The organism is Desulfosporosinus hippei DSM 8344, assembly GCF_900100785.1.
Classification (GTDB): Bacteria; Bacillota; Desulfitobacteriia; order Desulfitobacteriales; family Desulfitobacteriaceae; genus Desulfosporosinus; species Desulfosporosinus hippei.
This window is the reverse complement of sequence record NZ_FNCP01000029.1, coordinates 1-15,177: the sequence shown is the minus strand read 5'-3', so window position 1 is coordinate 15,177 and position 15,177 is coordinate 1. Positions and strand designations below refer to the sequence as shown.

Annotated in this window: 16 protein-coding genes; 10 read left to right on the top strand and 6 right to left on the bottom strand. The window is 42.8% G+C overall.

What is annotated here, in order from left to right; all coding sequences use genetic code 11:
* Positions 1-32 precede the first annotated feature (32 nt).
* Positions 33-632 carry a fatty acid metabolism transcriptional regulator FadR gene (gene fadR / locus BLS16_RS19260; RefSeq protein ID WP_092335285.1) on the bottom strand — a complete coding sequence of 200 codons (600 nt, stop codon included), beginning with the start codon at positions 630-632 and terminating at the stop codon, positions 33-35.
* 235 nt (positions 633-867) lie between these two features.
* Between fadR and BLS16_RS23835 the strand changes: the two genes are divergently transcribed.
* The 5 genes from BLS16_RS23835 (at position 868) to BLS16_RS19240 (ending at position 4,431) form a co-directional block, all read left to right on the top strand.
* Positions 868-1,038: a hypothetical protein gene (locus BLS16_RS23835; RefSeq protein ID WP_176786234.1), complete on the top strand. Its 171-nt coding sequence runs from the start codon at positions 868-870 to the stop codon at positions 1,036-1,038.
* Positions 1,039-1,198: 160 nt separating this feature from the next.
* Positions 1,199-1,402 carry a hypothetical protein gene (locus BLS16_RS19255; protein ID WP_092335284.1) on the top strand — a complete coding sequence of 68 codons (204 nt, stop codon included), beginning with the start codon at positions 1,199-1,201 and terminating at the stop codon, positions 1,400-1,402.
* 193 nt (positions 1,403-1,595) lie between these two features.
* Positions 1,596-2,324 carry a (Fe-S)-binding protein gene (locus BLS16_RS19250; RefSeq protein WP_092335283.1) on the top strand — a complete coding sequence of 243 codons (729 nt, stop codon included), beginning with the start codon at positions 1,596-1,598 and terminating at the stop codon, positions 2,322-2,324.
* A complete protein-coding gene (locus BLS16_RS19245; RefSeq protein WP_092335282.1) occupies positions 2,321-3,736 on the top strand; it encodes a LutB/LldF family L-lactate oxidation iron-sulfur protein in 1,416 nt (471 codons plus the stop codon). Before BLS16_RS19250 ends, BLS16_RS19245 begins: the two co-directional genes overlap by 4 nt.
* A 5-nt stretch (positions 3,737-3,741) precedes the next feature.
* Complete coding sequence (locus tag BLS16_RS19240; protein ID WP_092335281.1) at positions 3,742-4,431, top strand: LutC/YkgG family protein; 690 nt, start codon at positions 3,742-3,744, stop codon at positions 4,429-4,431.
* Here BLS16_RS19240 and splB read toward each other — a convergent pair.
* The 3 genes from splB to BLS16_RS19225 all read right to left on the bottom strand — a co-directional run bounded on the left by splB (position 4,428) and on the right by BLS16_RS19225 (position 7,606).
* Positions 4,428-5,471, bottom strand: coding sequence for a spore photoproduct lyase (splB, locus tag BLS16_RS19235; RefSeq protein ID WP_092335280.1), 1,044 nt, complete (start codon positions 5,469-5,471; stop codon positions 4,428-4,430). The genes BLS16_RS19240 and splB overlap by 4 nt on opposite strands.
* A gap of 41 nt (positions 5,472-5,512) precedes the next feature.
* Complete coding sequence (locus BLS16_RS19230) at positions 5,513-7,192, bottom strand: ABC1 kinase family protein (protein ID WP_092335279.1); 1,680 nt, start codon at positions 7,190-7,192, stop codon at positions 5,513-5,515.
* 123 nt (positions 7,193-7,315) lie between these two features.
* The gene (locus tag BLS16_RS19225; protein WP_092335278.1) at positions 7,316-7,606 is read right to left on the bottom strand and encodes a phasin family protein; all 291 of its coding nucleotides are present in this window, start codon (positions 7,604-7,606) and stop codon (positions 7,316-7,318) included.
* A gap of 409 nt (positions 7,607-8,015) precedes the next feature.
* On the opposite strand from BLS16_RS19225, the gene BLS16_RS19220 reads away from it, so the two are divergent.
* Positions 8,016-8,747, top strand: a complete 732-nt coding sequence (locus BLS16_RS19220) for a C40 family peptidase (RefSeq protein ID WP_092335277.1) — start codon at positions 8,016-8,018, stop codon at positions 8,745-8,747.
* A 113-nt stretch (positions 8,748-8,860) separates the two neighbouring features.
* Here the strand turns inward: BLS16_RS19220 and hprK are convergent, their stop codons facing one another.
* The gene (hprK, locus tag BLS16_RS19215; RefSeq protein WP_092335276.1) at positions 8,861-9,751 is read right to left on the bottom strand and encodes an HPr(Ser) kinase/phosphatase; all 891 of its coding nucleotides are present in this window, start codon (positions 9,749-9,751) and stop codon (positions 8,861-8,863) included.
* Between the two features lie 205 nt (positions 9,752-9,956).
* Between hprK and BLS16_RS19210 the strand changes: the two genes are divergently transcribed.
* Together BLS16_RS19210 and BLS16_RS19205 are read left to right on the top strand one after the other, a co-directional pair.
* Entirely contained in the window at positions 9,957-10,244 is a 288-nt protein-coding gene (locus BLS16_RS19210; RefSeq protein ID WP_092335275.1) for a UxaA family hydrolase, read from the top strand.
* Positions 10,245-10,302: 58 nt separating this feature from the next.
* Entirely contained in the window at positions 10,303-11,460 is a 1,158-nt protein-coding gene (locus BLS16_RS19205) for a UxaA family hydrolase (RefSeq protein WP_092335274.1), read from the top strand.
* Positions 11,461-11,711: 251 nt separating this feature from the next.
* Here BLS16_RS19205 and BLS16_RS19200 read toward each other — a convergent pair whose 3' ends face one another.
* A complete protein-coding gene (locus tag BLS16_RS19200; protein ID WP_092335273.1) occupies positions 11,712-12,923 on the bottom strand; it encodes an NADP-dependent isocitrate dehydrogenase in 1,212 nt (403 codons plus the stop codon).
* A 437-nt stretch (positions 12,924-13,360) separates the two neighbouring features.
* On the opposite strand from BLS16_RS19200, the gene BLS16_RS19195 reads away from it, so the two are divergent.
* Positions 13,361-13,933 (top strand): xanthine phosphoribosyltransferase, encoded by a 573-nt coding sequence (locus BLS16_RS19195; RefSeq protein WP_092335272.1) that lies wholly within the window; start codon positions 13,361-13,363, stop codon positions 13,931-13,933.
* Between the two features lie 299 nt (positions 13,934-14,232).
* On the top strand, positions 14,233-15,036 hold the full coding sequence (locus BLS16_RS19190) for a CAP domain-containing protein (protein ID WP_092335271.1): 804 nt from the start codon (positions 14,233-14,235) through the stop codon (positions 15,034-15,036).
* Positions 15,037-15,177 lie beyond the last annotated feature (141 nt).

The window sequence follows — 15,177 nt, the reverse complement described above, 5'->3', positions numbered from 1 at the left end:
ATCCTCCTCTCGTTTCGGTTCAACAGCACTTCTTATTTGATCTCACTTTTTCTTACCTGAAGTGCGCCCTCAAATAAAGCTAGCATTGGCTCTATTCCACTGGTTAAAGTCCGTGGACTTCGAGCCATAACCCAATCGGTTGTGGCCTCATCTAAGGATCCGAAGATCATTTGACGAGCTACGCGTGTATCCATTTTAGGAACCTCTCCACTTTCTATCCCTTGCTGGATCACCCCCTCAATAAGGTTGAAATAATCTGATACAGTACTATTAATGGGTAACCGCACCCGCGGATCGGATTGCCTAAGCTCAAGTTGGGTCACGATTGCAACTGATCTGTTCTGCTCCATATAAGTAAAATGGGTTTTAACAATTGTCCTTAAGCGTGCTTCCGTCGTCTTACACTGGGAGAGTTCACGGCTTACACCGGCAATGAAATCTCCCATTCGTTCCTGAAAAACTCGAATGAGAACGTCTTCTTTACTTTTAAAGTATAAGTAGATCGTACCATCGGCGACTCCTGCTAAGCGGGCAATCTTGTTTACCTGACAATGGTGAAAGCCGGATTCTGCAAAAGCTTCAATGGCAGCATCGAGAATCCTTTGAAACTTACCCTCGCGCTGCGCGTCCATAGGATCTGCACCTCACCTCTTACTATTAGTAATTGAGAATGAATGAATCACCATTCAGTTAGTTCATCATACCATAGCATCCTCAAAAAATAAATAGATTTTTCAGAACCTTGTATAATTTTTTTTGTATTTCTAGATTCTTGACAAACATACATGCTGTCGTATGATGACTATATGAACCCCGTAGACTTGATTTTGAGATCTTATAACACTCCCCAATGAAAGGATGAATAGGTTGAAAGTAAGGATTTTCAGTTCCCCGGATTCTCGTCTCTTAGAAAAGGAAGTCAACCAATGGTTAGAGGCTAATAATTGGATCAAGGTGCTTAATATTACCCAGAGCACCGGAGCATCCACGGTTCTCTCGATTTGGTATGATGAACCCAATGTGCCGATTCTCGGCTAAGAGTTGTTTCTTACGACTAAAAGGGATCGTCGCCTAACTACTTTAAGTGGTTAGCGACGATCCCTTTTAGTTAGAAAGATAGGAAACTATTCATGATTATCGGCTAGCGTGAGATACTAATCAACAGTAAATCTGAACTAAGATGAAAGAGGTACAAACAATGGGCGACCGCATCATAATTGATTATCAGTTATTATTATTCCTTGCTTTCACCCTTGGAAGTTTTACTTTCGTTGGGTTCATTGTTCACATGATGGTGAAAGCCAGTCAGTTTCTCAAGAGTAAAGCGCTAAATGACAAAGAAGTCTTGCAAAAGATGGATGAACTGATCAAGCTACTGCAGCAATCTCAGAAAAGAGTCTAAACCCCATAAAAGCTAATTCTGAGGAACTCATACAGCTCAAGCCACTACACTTGGTATACAAGTAGAGGCATTGCTAAAACACCTTAAAGATAAGTAATTAGCCACGTCCCCTATCCCGCATCAAAATCTAGTGTATTAGGAAATACTAAGACAATTAAGCAAGGATTCTTGCATTTCCAAAAGGATGGTGTTTATGAAGGTTTCACTTTTTGCAACCTGTCTTACTAATGCCTTGTACCCTGATGTGGATCTAACCATGGCCAAAATACTAAAGCACTTAGGCCATTCCGTTGACGTCCCTGAAGGACAAGTCTGTTGCGGACAAATAGCCTTTAATTCCGGCTATGTTGATGATGCCAGGGAAGTTGCCCGAACTCTGATCGATGCATTTGAACGCAGCGAAGTAGTAGTAGGCCCCAGCGGTTCCTGTATCGCCATGATTCATCACTATTACCCTACCTTATTTGAGAAGGAACCTGCTTACCTGAAAAAGGCGGAAGACTTGATCCATAAAAGTTATGAATTTACCCAGTTTGTAGTCGACGTCTTGAAGCAGCCGGATCTGGGAGCACACTACAAAGCTAAAGCTACTTACCATCCCTCTTGCCATGCCACAAGGCTCTTAGGAATTGGCGAGGCACCTCTAAAATTGCTTCAACACGTAAAAGGGCTGGAACTTCTCCCTTTACCTGAAGCTCAGCTTTGCTGCGGATTTGGAGGTACTTTCTCTGTTAAAATGCCCAAAATCTCAGAAGCGATGGTTGCTGAAAAGGCCCAGCATGTTCTGGATTCCGGAGCAGATATTCTCCTGGGGCTTGATATGGGCTGTCTGATGAATATTTCCGGTTACTTGGAAAAGATTAATAAGCCCGTCAAAACTATGCACATCATTCAGTTACTCGGGGAGGGAATGAAATCATGACCATGTACAACCAAACCACCGATGAACGGGTGGATAAGGCCCTGGCCAATAGCTTTTTACGCCAAGCCACTCGCCGAGCAACTGATCGTTTAAGAAACAATAAGTATAAGGCAGCCGACGAACTAGGTAACTGGGAAGAATGGCGTGCAGCCGGTGAAGCAATTCGCAAAAACGTCATTTCCAATCTTGATTATTATTTGAATCAACTCATCGAACAAATGGAAAAACGGGGAGTTCATGTGCATTTGGCGAAAACTCCGGCAGATGCTGTGACAGTCGTACGTAATATAGTGCGTGAGCATAATGCTAAAAATGTCCTTAAATCAAAATCCATGATCTCAGAAGAAATCCACCTTAATCATGCTTTAGAGGAGGATGGGGTCGAGGTTGTCGAAACAGATTTAGGGGAGTACATTATCCAAATTGCCAGCGAACCCCCTTCCCATATCATTGTGCCGGCAATGCATAAAACCCGCCAACAAGTTGCTGATTTATTCGAACCTATCGCCGGTCACGCCTTAAGCTCTGACACCCCTACCCTCACTCGGTTCGTACGTACGCAAATGAGGGAAAAGTTTCTCCGAGGAGATATAGGAATCACCGGCTGTAACTTTGCCGTAGCCAGTACAGGAAGCATTGTGATGGTGACTAACGAAGGAAATGGCCGCATGGTCAGTACCCTGCCCCGAGTTCAGATTACCCTCATGGGCATGGAGCGCATTGTGCCTTCCTTTCGGGAGTTAGACATCTTACTGAATCTACTGGCTCGCAGTGCCACAGGACAGCGTCTCTCAAGTTATACAACCATCCTTACTCCCCCCAAGAATACTGCTGACCCAGATGGCCCGGAAGAATACCACCTGGTTATCTTGGATCATAACCGTTCAGAGATTTTGGGGGATAAACTCTTCCGCTCATCCTTAAACTGTATACGCTGCGGAGCATGCTTTAATGTTTGTCCAGTTTACCGGCAACTTGGCGGACATGCTTACGGTTCAGTATATTCCGGGCCAATCGGCTCAGTGATCACGCCTTTATTGGAGAAAGACTGGAAGAAGTGGGGGCATCTGCCCTATTTCTCCTCCTTATGCGGAGCTTGTTCAGAGGCCTGTCCTGTCCGCATCCCTCTCCACGATCTCTTAGTCAAGCTAAGAATGCGCAAAACTCAGAGCGGACACACTCCTCAAGTCGAGCGCCAAATTTTTAAAGCATATCGTTATTTCTTCACTCGTGAGAAAACCCTGCGTCGAGCACTTCGGCTGGGAGCGCGTCTGCAGTGGCCCTTTGTCCGAAATCAACGGATTACCGGCGGTCCTCCACCACTTTCCAACTGGACCAATAGCCGCACCCTGCCAATGGTGGCACCTAAACCCTTTATGCAACTATGGGCTGATTTAAAGAATAAGAGGTGAGCACAATGAGCAATACCAGTGATTTTATCAGTAACCTGGCGTCCAAACTGGGGCGGCCTACCCCTACAGAGCCTCCTCCGCAAGTTGAACTTTCTGTACCTCAGTATCGGTTATCCAACACAGAAGAACGAGTCTCAATTTTTATGCAAAATTGGCAAGCCCTTGGGGGTAAAGGTGCCATTGTTAGATCTGCCGACGAAACTCTTCAATGCCTCAAAGCATGGTTCGGTGAGCAGCCTATTACTTGGTTTAAAGAGAATTCTCAGGCTCTACTTGCTTGGGATACACTCCCCACCATCGCTGAGTCAGCCTTTTCTTCCTTGAATTGGCCTCTTACCCGTTATAGTCAATCAGCCTTTGATCCTCGCGACCGCTACTCCATCGCAGCCAATGCCGAACTTGGTATTACCGGTTCTGATTGGGGAATCTCACTTTCCGGCACAGTTGTCGTGAAAAGTGATCCCCTCAGAGGCCGAGCCATAAGTTTGCTTCCCCCCAGGCATCTTTCCTTCATAGAAAGTACCCAGATACAGGACAACCTCTTCAATGTCCTCGAAGAGGTTGCCGCTTTAGGAAGTCCGCCTGCCGCTATTGAAATGATTTCAGGCCCCAGCCGCACCTCAGATATTGAGATGGATCTATCCATTGGTGTACACGGACCGATTGAAGTTTATGTCATAGTTATCGACCATTAGATGAAATACTCTACCTGAGCTAAGGGGAAATAGTTCTTGACCTGCTCCAGAAAAAATTCTTTCATCTCGATCATTTCTTCCGGTTGGTAGATATACTTTCCGTAACCAAACTGACCATATTTAAACTTGCGTTCCTCCTCCTTCATAGGTAAGGATGACTTCGGGAAGATATCTAAAATATTTGTCTTAGCTCTCGCTGTAAAGCGATGAGAAATAAACTCCAGGGATAATTGTTGAGAAGACCAACCGGAGGGAGCCCTTTTGACCAGTTCTTCAGCTGACCGTTCCATAAGCTTTTGATACGCTTCCTGCCAGCCCGGAAATCGGAAAATCGGAGCGATAATAAAGCCTAAGGGATAGTCAGCTTTTAAAACTTTACCTGCGGCAATAATCCGCTGCTCCGGAGCAGGCGTTCCATGTTCATACTTCTCCACAACCTCATCGCAATTCAAACTAAAGCGAAAACGGGTATGTCCCTCATGTTTAGCATCAAGCAAGCTTTGAATATCTGTGTACTTTGTGACAAAGCGAAAACGACCGTTAGTCTCCCGTCCGAAGAATTCAATGGCTCCCTTTAAAGACCCGGTATAACGCTCCACCGGAACCGGATCAGAGGTTGCCGCTCCTTCAAACTGAGTAATCTCCGGAAGTCGCTCCTCAATCAGTTTGGCGGCAATATCTAAAATTTCATCTAAATTCACATAGATTCTGATATAAGGCTTTTTCCCCAGGGTAGTAGCCAGATAGCAGTATTCACACATGCCGGGACAGCTTGTGACCAGGGGCAGTTGATAATGAGCAGAGGGTTTACAGGATTGAAACTTCTCGCTGCGACGGACGCCGATCACTAACGTCCTCTTGGCCTCGCCATATTGGGCAGCCGGAGTATCCCCGGGAATCCCGGTAATACGATTATGAGAGGAAGTAGGTTGGATCGGCATTCCTTGGCTCCGAAACTGTTCTACTAAGGACTTTCCTAAGGGATAATCCAGGGCACTTGGCTCATAAAAGACGCGGGCAGGTCTGAATTCAAGCGACATTTTTCTTCACCTCAGGCTTAGGTTACCCTAAGAGCGCCCAACTAAAACTTACCGGACTTAAAAATTGAAACAAAAAGCCAAAGTAACATCAGCCCGGCCATAGCTGCACCAATCTCAATCACAGAGATCTGCCAAAACATAATCGGCTCCTGACCCAAAGCAGATGCCACAATAATCCCTGCCATGACTATACTAAAGGACAACAATACAATACTAAAAGATATTTGATTCGTAATTCGATCGAGCTTCCGCAAAAAAACATCCAATTCAGGGACACTGACTTCCAGGCGAATACGCCCTCGCACTAGATTTCCCATCAAATCCTTCATTTGTTTAGGCAGCTCAACCAGTAGATCACCATAATCTGAGACATTATGCCATAGCCTGCCTGCAATAGTACTTGGCCGGTATCGTTCCTTTAAGAGTTGAATCCCAAAAGGTTCTGCCATGTCCATAATACTCAGCTGAGGATCTAACTTCTCCACGATTCCTTCAAGTATAAGCAGGCATTTGGCAACCATGGTAAAATCCGAAGGAATGCGAATCCGATGGCGGAAAGCAACCTCAAAAAGATCGCTGATCGCTTCTCCCAGGCTGATCCGACTCATGGGGACATCCATATACTTTTCGCGCAATTCATCCACATCATTACTAAGCAAAAGTAAATTAACATCCTCCGGAACGATCCCGATGCGCAAGACTGCCTTAATCATAGCCTCTGTGTTCTGACGCATCATCGCGATAATTAAGGAAGCAAAATTGTGTTTCATGTCTAAAGTGAGTCTTCCAACCATCCCAAAATCAATGAAGGAAATAACTCCCCCCTTCAGGAGAAATATATTCCCGGGATGAGGGTCGGCATGAAAAAACCCTGCAATTAAAATCTGATGAAAGAGCGCCTGGACAAGCTTTTCTGCCAAAATTTTATGATCATACCCATTCTTCTTAAGAGATTCAAACTGATTCAGCCTTAAGCCCTCTACAAATTCCAAGGTAAGTACTTTTCGAGTGCTATAATCCCAATAAATCGAAGGGATGTGAACACTTTTATCATTTTTAAACTGCTTAGCTATCTTCTCCGCATTTCTGCCTTCAATGGAATAATCCAACTCGTTGCGCAATGACTTAGCAAATTCTTCTACCACATCTCGCAGTTGAAGACGTTCCATTCGTTTCATACGGTGTTCTGCCAATGTGGCCAGGTCAAGAAGAATCTCCAGATCAGTTTCAATCATTGTTTTAATGCGAGGCCGCTGTACCTTAACCGCCACCAGCTCTCCGGTAGATCTGAGACGAGCGCAATGTACCTGCCCAATTGACGCCGCAGCAATTACTGTCTTATCAAAGGATAAGAAGATATCAGATAGAGGTGAGCCTAATTCTTCCTCGATAATAGTTTCTACTTCCTCGAAGGAGAAGGATGGAACATTTTCTTGCAGCTTTTCCAGTTCACAAAGTATTTCCTGGGGGAAGATATCCGCCCGGGTACTGGCAATCTGACCGATTTTTATGTATGTAGGACCTAATTCTTCTATAACTAAGCGTATCCTCTCTCCTATTGACAGCGGATCTATCTCTTCTGTGTCTGTGAAAAGTCGCTTAGGTAAAGAAAGCATATGTAAAAGCCCCATCTCCTCCACAAAAAAACCAAAACCGTGGCGAGCTAAGACTTTAGCAACATCTCGATAGCGCTTGATATGGCGTATTCTTTTCCCAATCATAAGAATTCGTCCCCTTTATTCTTAGTGCGGGATTCATAGGTGAAGAATATATAGAGGGCCTGAATTATTCAGGCCCTAAATTTTCCCGACTGAGTCCCACTCTCCGGGTATTACCGGTTCTAGTTACTGTTTATTTTCCAGCTCTTGAATTCGCTTTTCCAAACGCTCTAGATCAGCTTTGTTAGGGATATTGAGATCTTTAAGCACTTTTTCTAATTGATCATGAATCCGAGCATTCAGTTGCTTATGCTCGGCTTCCCCCTTCTCCAACAGCTCATTGATTAGTTCCTTGGATTCAGCAGTTGAAACTTCACCTTTTTTAACTAATTCGTCCACTAGCTTTTCAATTTGTTCTTTACTTACTACCGCTAGTCCTAAGCCCAAAGACAAGCCCTTTTTGATAAGGTCTTTCACAAGCACATCTCCTCCTTACTTTTTGAACCTTATTTGAATTATTATTCCTTTTATTATAACTCGTAATAACTCCATTACACTAATAATTGTTTACAAAAATGGGATAACTTATTTATTGATTCCGGAAAAAATGTTATTGCGATGGTCTATATCTCGATTTGTCATTTTTCACTCCAACATATACCAAAGACAAGCTGTGAATTATCAGTTATACTAGGAAACAACTTAAGTCAGCACGAACGGTTGTGAGTTAACTAATTGCATCTATCAAGTTAGGCCGGAGTGAAAGTACTGAAATAGGAATATACTCGGTACTCTCACCCCTGTAACGATATATAAAGTAGGCTTACACAAAGTGGGAGTCTCATGATTGGACAACTAATAAATTGAAATGGAAGGAATGAACTAAGTGAAAACTTTAAGAAATAATAAGTGGTGGTCCCTAATTTTAGTCCCGGTCTTTTCCACATCTTTGTTTGTGACAATTCTCACAGCTGCACCTTTGACAATCACTGAAAAAATGGATGCGGAAGAAATTCAGACCATAGCCGTCTCAACATCGGAAGTGCCAAAGAATGCAACTGAACCACAAACAACCTCAGAACCTCAAGCAACCGTTAATACCGCTACTAATCCAAATACCCCTACCTCGTCAAGTTCGACACCGGCACCGACAAGTACTCCAGCCAAGAAAACTCAGCCCCAGCCAACCCAATCGAACAGTACCGGTAGTACTACCACTAAAACTACTGCTGCCAAACCAACCACTCAACCCACAAAAGCCAGTGCCATTATTGCTACCGGCAAACAATACCTGGGGGTAAAATATGTCTACGGTGGAACAACACCGGCTGGATTTGACTGTTCAGGTTTCGTCCAATATGTTTTTGCTAAGCATGGCATAACTCTGCCCAGAGTTTCTAGGGATCAGTATAAAATTGGAACCTCCGTCTCCTATAGTAATCTACAGCCGGGAGACTTAGTATTCTTCTCCCTGGCTAAAAACGGAGTCGTAGACCATGAAGGTATTTATATTGGTAACGGTCAATTTATTAATGCCGCAAGTTCTAAAGGGGTTACGATCTATACTTTGGGAACCTATTGGCAATCCGCCTACGTCGGAGCAAAACGAGTATTGTAATGTTGGAGTAAGGTTATCCTTACCTTACAAAAGAATAATGTTAAAGCGGGTGTATAACTTTTAATATGTTATACACCCGCTTTCGTAATACGGTAATAAGTATTTTCCTGCTATTAGTCCCTTAACGGTGGGGAGACATGCACTCTAAAATTGTGATTCCAGTTTTGAATTACCGCTACTTCAATAAGAGTAGCTAGGTTTCGTCCCGGTCGCACAGGGATTAAAATTTCGGGAACCGAGATTCCTAAAATCTGTCTTGTTTTAGGTGGTTCAAGTCCAATTCGGTCATAAACCTTATCTTGCTGCCATTCTTCCAGATGCACAATAAAATTAATAACTTTTTCTTCTCTCACTGAACCCGCCCCAAAAAGAGTGGTTACATCAAGTATTCCTAAGCCCCGCACTTCAAGCTGATTCTGAATCCGTTTGGGAGCAGTACCCAACAATCTTTCTTCATCAACTCGGCGAACTTTGACAACATCAGCGGCCACTAATAAATGGCCTCTCTTTATAAGCTCTAAAGCTGCCTCGCTTTTTCCAATGCCTCTCTCCCCGGTGATCATTAATCCTACTCCATAAACATCAACTAACACTCCCTGAACATTGGTACTGGGAGCCAACTGATTAATTAGGTAACGAATTAACAGGTAGAATAGTTGAGTTGAAGAGCGAGGGGTTGTTAAAAGAGGAATCTTCCGTTCACTAGCTAACTCGATAAACTCTAGTGGAATTGTTAAACCGCGGGTAATAATAACACAAGGTACTTCCGAAAGCATAACTTGAGAAAGTTTTGAACGACGTACAGAATCATCAAACTGCTGGAGTAACCCTAATTCGGTTCTGCCGTATACTTGAATACGCTGAGGTGTCAAGTGTTCTAGATACCCGGCCAACTCAGCACTCGGACGTTTCAAGCTATATTCCGTAATTTCCTTGTCCAAGCCCACATGCCCAGCTAAGACCTCAAAATTAAATTTATCCACTAACTGGTTTACCGTAAGCAATATAAACCCTCTTTCCTAAAGGGAGACAGTCCCTCTATTTTTCTTATTGTTTGCTACTACAGTCATCTATTATAAACTATTTCCGTAAATCTCGCCTCTTTTTGGTGATATTGATTATTTACAATACCCCCTTGTTACCTTTATTCTAAGGTAAGATCATAATCATTACTTTCCCTTAAAACTGTCGTATATAGGAGGTAGAATTTTGAAGAAACAAGCTGTAGTGATAAACCCTAAGGATAATGTTGCCACAGTTGTAGCTGATTTATCAGCTAATTCAATTGTCCATTTTTTCATTGATCAAACTGAACACGAACTTACACTCCTTGAAGACATTCCTCTCGGGCACAAAATTGCTATTCAAGAAATTCAGGCCGGAGAAGATATCATCAAATATGCTGAAAGCATTGGGGCTGCCACTGAATTAATCCAGCCAGGCCGGCATGTTCATGTCCACAATATGGAGAGCCTTCGTGGACGCAAAGATAAGTAAACCAACAGTTAGATGATTTCCGAAAGTGAAGGATCATTGATCTTAGGAGGCAGTATATATGGAGATTCTAGGTTATCGACGTCCCGATGGCAAAGTAGGAATACGCAATCATATTTTAATAATCCCTACATCCGTCTGTGCAAGCACCGTTGCTGCAAATATCGCCCGCCAAATCCCCGATGCCGTTGCCCTTCCCAATCAACACGGCTGCTGTCAAATTGGCCCTGATCACCTGCAAACCCTTCGAACCCTGGTTGGGTTTGGCAAGAATCCAAATGTCGCAGCAGTTTTAGTAGTCGGCTTAGGATGTGAAGGAATCCCTATTCAGGAAACCGCCGCAGAAATAGCAGCCTCCGGAAAACCCGTTGAAGTGGTGATTATCCAGGATATTGGCGGCACTTTAAAAGCTGAAGCCGAAGGCTTACGCAAAGCCAGTGAATTAGTACGTCAAGTCGCTCATCAGCAACCGGCAAAAGTTGATATCAGTGAGTTAAGTTTAGCCATTGAATGCGGGGGGTCAGACTTCACTTCCGGCCTCGCCTCAAACCCTGCAGTCGGAATCGCTGCTGATCTCTTAGTTGCAGCCGGGGGCAATGTCATGCTGTCTGAAACCACCGAATTTATTGGTGCAGAACATGTTCTGGCCCGTCGCGCCAAGACTCCGGAAGTTGCGGATAAGCTATTCAAAATAGTCCACGACTGTGAAGAACGCGCCAAGTATTTAAATATCGACATTCGTGACGGTCAACCTACTCCCGGTAACATCGCAGGGGGTATTAGTTCAATAGAAGAAAAATCCCTAGGTTGTATCTATAAAGCCGGTCATGCTCCCATCCAAGACGTCCTTCAGTACGGAGAAATCCCCAAGGGAAAAGGTCTGTATGTTATGGATACCCCCGGTCAAGATATTGAATCTATAACGGGAATGCTGGCCGGAGGCGCTACCATTGTAATCTTTACCACAGGCCGAGGAACTCCCACGGGTTCCCCCATAGCCCCTGTTATTAAGATCACAGCGAATCCGCGGACATTTAAAATTATGGAAGACAACATTGATCTAGATGCATCTCCTATTATCTCTGGTGAAGAAACCATTGAGCAAGTCGGACATCGAATATTTGAAGAGATTATTTCTGTGTCAAATGGACGCCGAACCAAAGCGGAGAGCTTAGGCTATAAAGAATTTGGAATTTACAAGATTGCTCCGACCTATTAAACATTTTGCTCTTTATTAACCTCCTTACTTAAAGAATATTCTAACATCTTTAGGCTCTTTTTTGCAATGGCACTTTAAGTGAATTAAGTGATTCTTCGCTTCAGATGTATCTCATCCTCACAACCCTCACCAGGGTTTCGTCGCTGGATGCTTTAGCACTTGTAGAAGGTGGGAGTCTTACGGCCGGTAGTCAGCGGATAAAAAAATAAAGCCAGCTGAAAGTAGTATCTACTTCCTCAGCTGGCTCTTAATTAACCGCGAATACTATCCAAGGTCTGCTTAATCTCTACCAGGAATTGCTCCGTACTGACTGTTTTCTTATTAGGCAGTTCCGAGATCAGCGCCAAGTCCTTCGTCATAATCCCTGATTCAATAGTTTTTAAGGAAGCCTCCTCTAATTGATTCGCAAATTCAACCAGCTCATTCAAGCCGTCAAGTTCTCCCCGCTTTCTCAAGGCCCCGGACCAAGCAAAGATGGTTGCCATGGAGTTCGTCGAGGTTTCCTCACCTTTCAGATGCTTATAATAATGCCTGGTAACAGTGCCATGGGCTGCTTCATACTCAAAATTACCATCTGGGGAAACCAATACTGAGGTCATCATTGCCAAACTGCCAAAAGCCGTAGCTATCATGTCTGACATGACATCACCATCGTAGTTTTTGCAGGCCCATATGTACCCTCCCTCAGAACGAATCACGCGAGCAACTGCATCATCAATTAGGGTGTAGAAGTACTCTATCTGGGCCTCTTCGAATTTCTCCTTATACTCCCGGTCATAAATATCTTGAAAAATATCTTTAAAGGTGTGGTCATACTGCTTAGAAATCGTATCTTTCGTAGAAAACCATAAATCCTGCTTCAGATCCAGGGCATAATTAAAACAGGAGCGGGCAAAGCTTTCGATTGAACTATCAAGATTGTGCATTCCCATGAGAACACCCTTATCTTTATATTCAAAAATCGTTTGGCGAGACACTTCCCCTTTTTCATTGGTGAATACCAGCTCGGCCTTACCCGGCTCGCTTACTCTATACTCTACATTTCTATAGACATCTCCATAAGCATGACGTGCAATAATAATAGGTTTTTTCCAGGTAGGCACCAATGGTCGAATACCTTCGGCAACGATAGGCGCTCGAAACACTGTTCCATCAAGAATCGCTCTAATGGTGCCATTAGGGCTTTTCCACATTTCCTTAAGTTTATACTCCTCTACTCTTTGAGCATTCGGAGTAATTGTCGCACACTTTACAGCAACGCCATATTTCTGGGTAGCTTTCGCTGAATCAATAGTTATTTGATCCTCTGTGTCATCCCGTTTCTGTAAACCAAGATCAAAGTACTCTGTTTTCAAATCAATGTAGGGTTGTAATAAGATTTCTTTAATGGATTTCCAGATGATTCTAGTCATCTCATCTCCATCCATTTCTACTAACGGGGTCTTCATCTGAATTTTCTGCACGGTTCTGTTTCCTCCTTAGTATACCTCCTTGAATATCTAGGACTGATCCTAAAATCCAATGCTTTCATACTTCGACAATCAAAAGGTTTTCTCCTGTCCCTAAACCCCTTTTGGCAACAGTTATACAGCATACAACATTTGCTCGAAATTGCCTAGCTATGGGCAAGTGTTATCAACTAGCATTAGCAATGTACTCATTATTATTCCCTTCGTTGAATACTCTAAGAAGAGAACTCAACTGCTTTTTCCTAAACTTAAAGTAAGGTCCACCTATATTAATCGACTCAAACGATTAAATTCTACGATTATCTACATAATTCAATTGATTTTTCGAGCCTATCAAGATATTCTATACATTATATAAGTATGTCTTTATTTTGTTGTTACAAAATGACATATATTCATTCACCGCACTGAGAAGGGAGTATTATACCACTATGGAACTCTTAAAGAACAAGATTCGTGATACTGCAAGAATTAGCGAGGATCGAATAATTCAAGTAGATAATTTTTTAAATCATCAATTGGATATTTCCTTATTCAACGAAATAGGTAAGGAATTCAAACGGAGGTTTGCTGATAAAGAAATAACAAAAATCATCACAATCGAAACCTCTGGCATAGCTATTGCGTGCATAACCGCTCAATACTTCGACAATATACCTGTAGTTTTTGCCAAAAAACATGCCGGCCTCAATATGAACCCTGATGTATACGAGGCCCAGGTTTTCTCTTACACAAAGAATCAGGAATATACCATTAAAATATCCAAGGCCTTCCTGTCTGCTGATGATAAGGTCTTAATCATTGATGACTTTCTGGCAAGCGGCAGCGCACTCTTGGGATTGGTTAGTTTAGTAAATCAAAGCGGAGCGAAAATAGGTGGAGTAGGGATTGTCATTGAAAAAACCTTTCAAGGCGGTCGAAAAGTCGTTGAAGAAAAAGGGGTTCAGATTGAATCTTTAGCAATGATTGACTCATTGAAAGATGGTCAAGTTTTTTTCAAATAACCTTGGACAAGTTAACACTGGCCTAAAGCCTAAGGAAGCAAGTTAGAAATAGCTTTGCTTCCTTATATTTTTACACATGGGTTCTAATATTAGTTATTGCTTAAGTTCACGAGATAATAATGTTCCATGTTTGGCTTTATGAGGATGTCTCAAAGGCATCCTCTTTATCTTTCAATCTCCAAAAACAGTTAGGAAAAAATATCTTCTTTGGCATAGATTTTAGTAAACCTCAACATAAAAATAACATCTTTGTTAAGACTACTAATAGGTTTCTAGAGTAAAAATTCAGGAGGAAAATTATGAATTATAAACAGATTAAGTTTCTAATAGCACCTGTAATAAGCATAGTATTGATTATCACAGTCTTCACTACAAATCTTATTGCTCAAACGCCCTTCAGTAGAACAAATGTCCCAGCACAAGTTAAAGTAACTGCAGCCTCACTCAATGTAAGATCAGGACCCTCTGCTGACAAAGTCAAAGTAGGATTACTGTATAGAGATCAAATAGTAGATTGCATCGGCAAGATTGGTTCTTGGTGGGTTGTGCATTTAGAAAATGACACAGTAGGATTAATTTCTGCTAAATATGCTACCCCCTATTATCCGCCTACTCCGGCTCCCGAGCCGACTCCGACTCCAGCACCTACTCCTGCTCCAGCACCCACCCCTGCTCCAGCACCCACTCCTACGCCGGAGCCCACCCCTGAAAAGCCGACTATCGGAACAGAAGAACAACAAATGCTTGATTTAATCAACAAAGAGCGCTCAAAAGTAGGGGTCAAACCTTTAAGCGCCGATACTGAGCTAATGAAAGTTGCAAAGCTAAAAGCAGAAGACATGGTGGATAACAATTATTTTTCCCACACTTCTCCGACTTACGGTTCTCCCTTTGATATGTTAAATAAGTTTAAGATTACCTATAAGAGTGCTGCAGAAAATATCGCCGGCAATTCGTCTGTAGAAGCTGCTCATAATGCTCTAATGCAATCGGAAGGACACCGTAAGAATATCTTGAATGCCAACTTTAACTATATAGGTATCGGTATTGTGCCCAGCCCTGTCTATGGAAAGGTTTTTGTTCAAATGTTTGTCGGACGTTAAGAATGTATGTATCCCATAAACTAGGCGTAGACAACATGTCTACGCCTCAGTTTGTAGACAAAAGAGGAAACACCCTTGTCCAAATGGTATAATATACTAGAGGATAGGGGTGTTTTTTATCAATGTATGTAAAAAAAGATC

Bases quoted from the DNA above. Each gene is read 5' to 3' on its own strand.
- fadR (WP_092335285.1), bottom strand. From the start codon at position 632: ATGGACGCGCAGCGCGAGGGTAAGTTTCAAAGGATTCTCGATGCTGCC.
- BLS16_RS19255 (WP_092335284.1), top strand. From the start codon at position 1,199: ATGGGCGACCGCATCATAATTGATTATCAGTTATTATTATTCCTTGCT.
- BLS16_RS19250 (WP_092335283.1), top strand. From the start codon at position 1,596: ATGAAGGTTTCACTTTTTGCAACCTGTCTTACTAATGCCTTGTACCCT.
- BLS16_RS19245 (WP_092335282.1), top strand. From the start codon at position 2,321: ATGACCATGTACAACCAAACCACCGATGAACGGGTGGATAAGGCCCTG.
- BLS16_RS19240 (WP_092335281.1), top strand. From the start codon at position 3,742: ATGAGCAATACCAGTGATTTTATCAGTAACCTGGCGTCCAAACTGGGG.
- splB (WP_092335280.1), bottom strand. From the start codon at position 5,471: ATGTCGCTTGAATTCAGACCTGCCCGCGTCTTTTATGAGCCAAGTGCC.
- BLS16_RS19230 (WP_092335279.1), bottom strand. From the start codon at position 7,192: ATGATTGGGAAAAGAATACGCCATATCAAGCGCTATCGAGATGTTGCT.
- BLS16_RS19205 (WP_092335274.1), top strand. From the start codon at position 10,303: ATGGAGATTCTAGGTTATCGACGTCCCGATGGCAAAGTAGGAATACGC.
- BLS16_RS19195 (WP_092335272.1), top strand. From the start codon at position 13,361: ATGGAACTCTTAAAGAACAAGATTCGTGATACTGCAAGAATTAGCGAG.
- BLS16_RS19190 (WP_092335271.1), top strand. From the start codon at position 14,233: ATGAATTATAAACAGATTAAGTTTCTAATAGCACCTGTAATAAGCATA.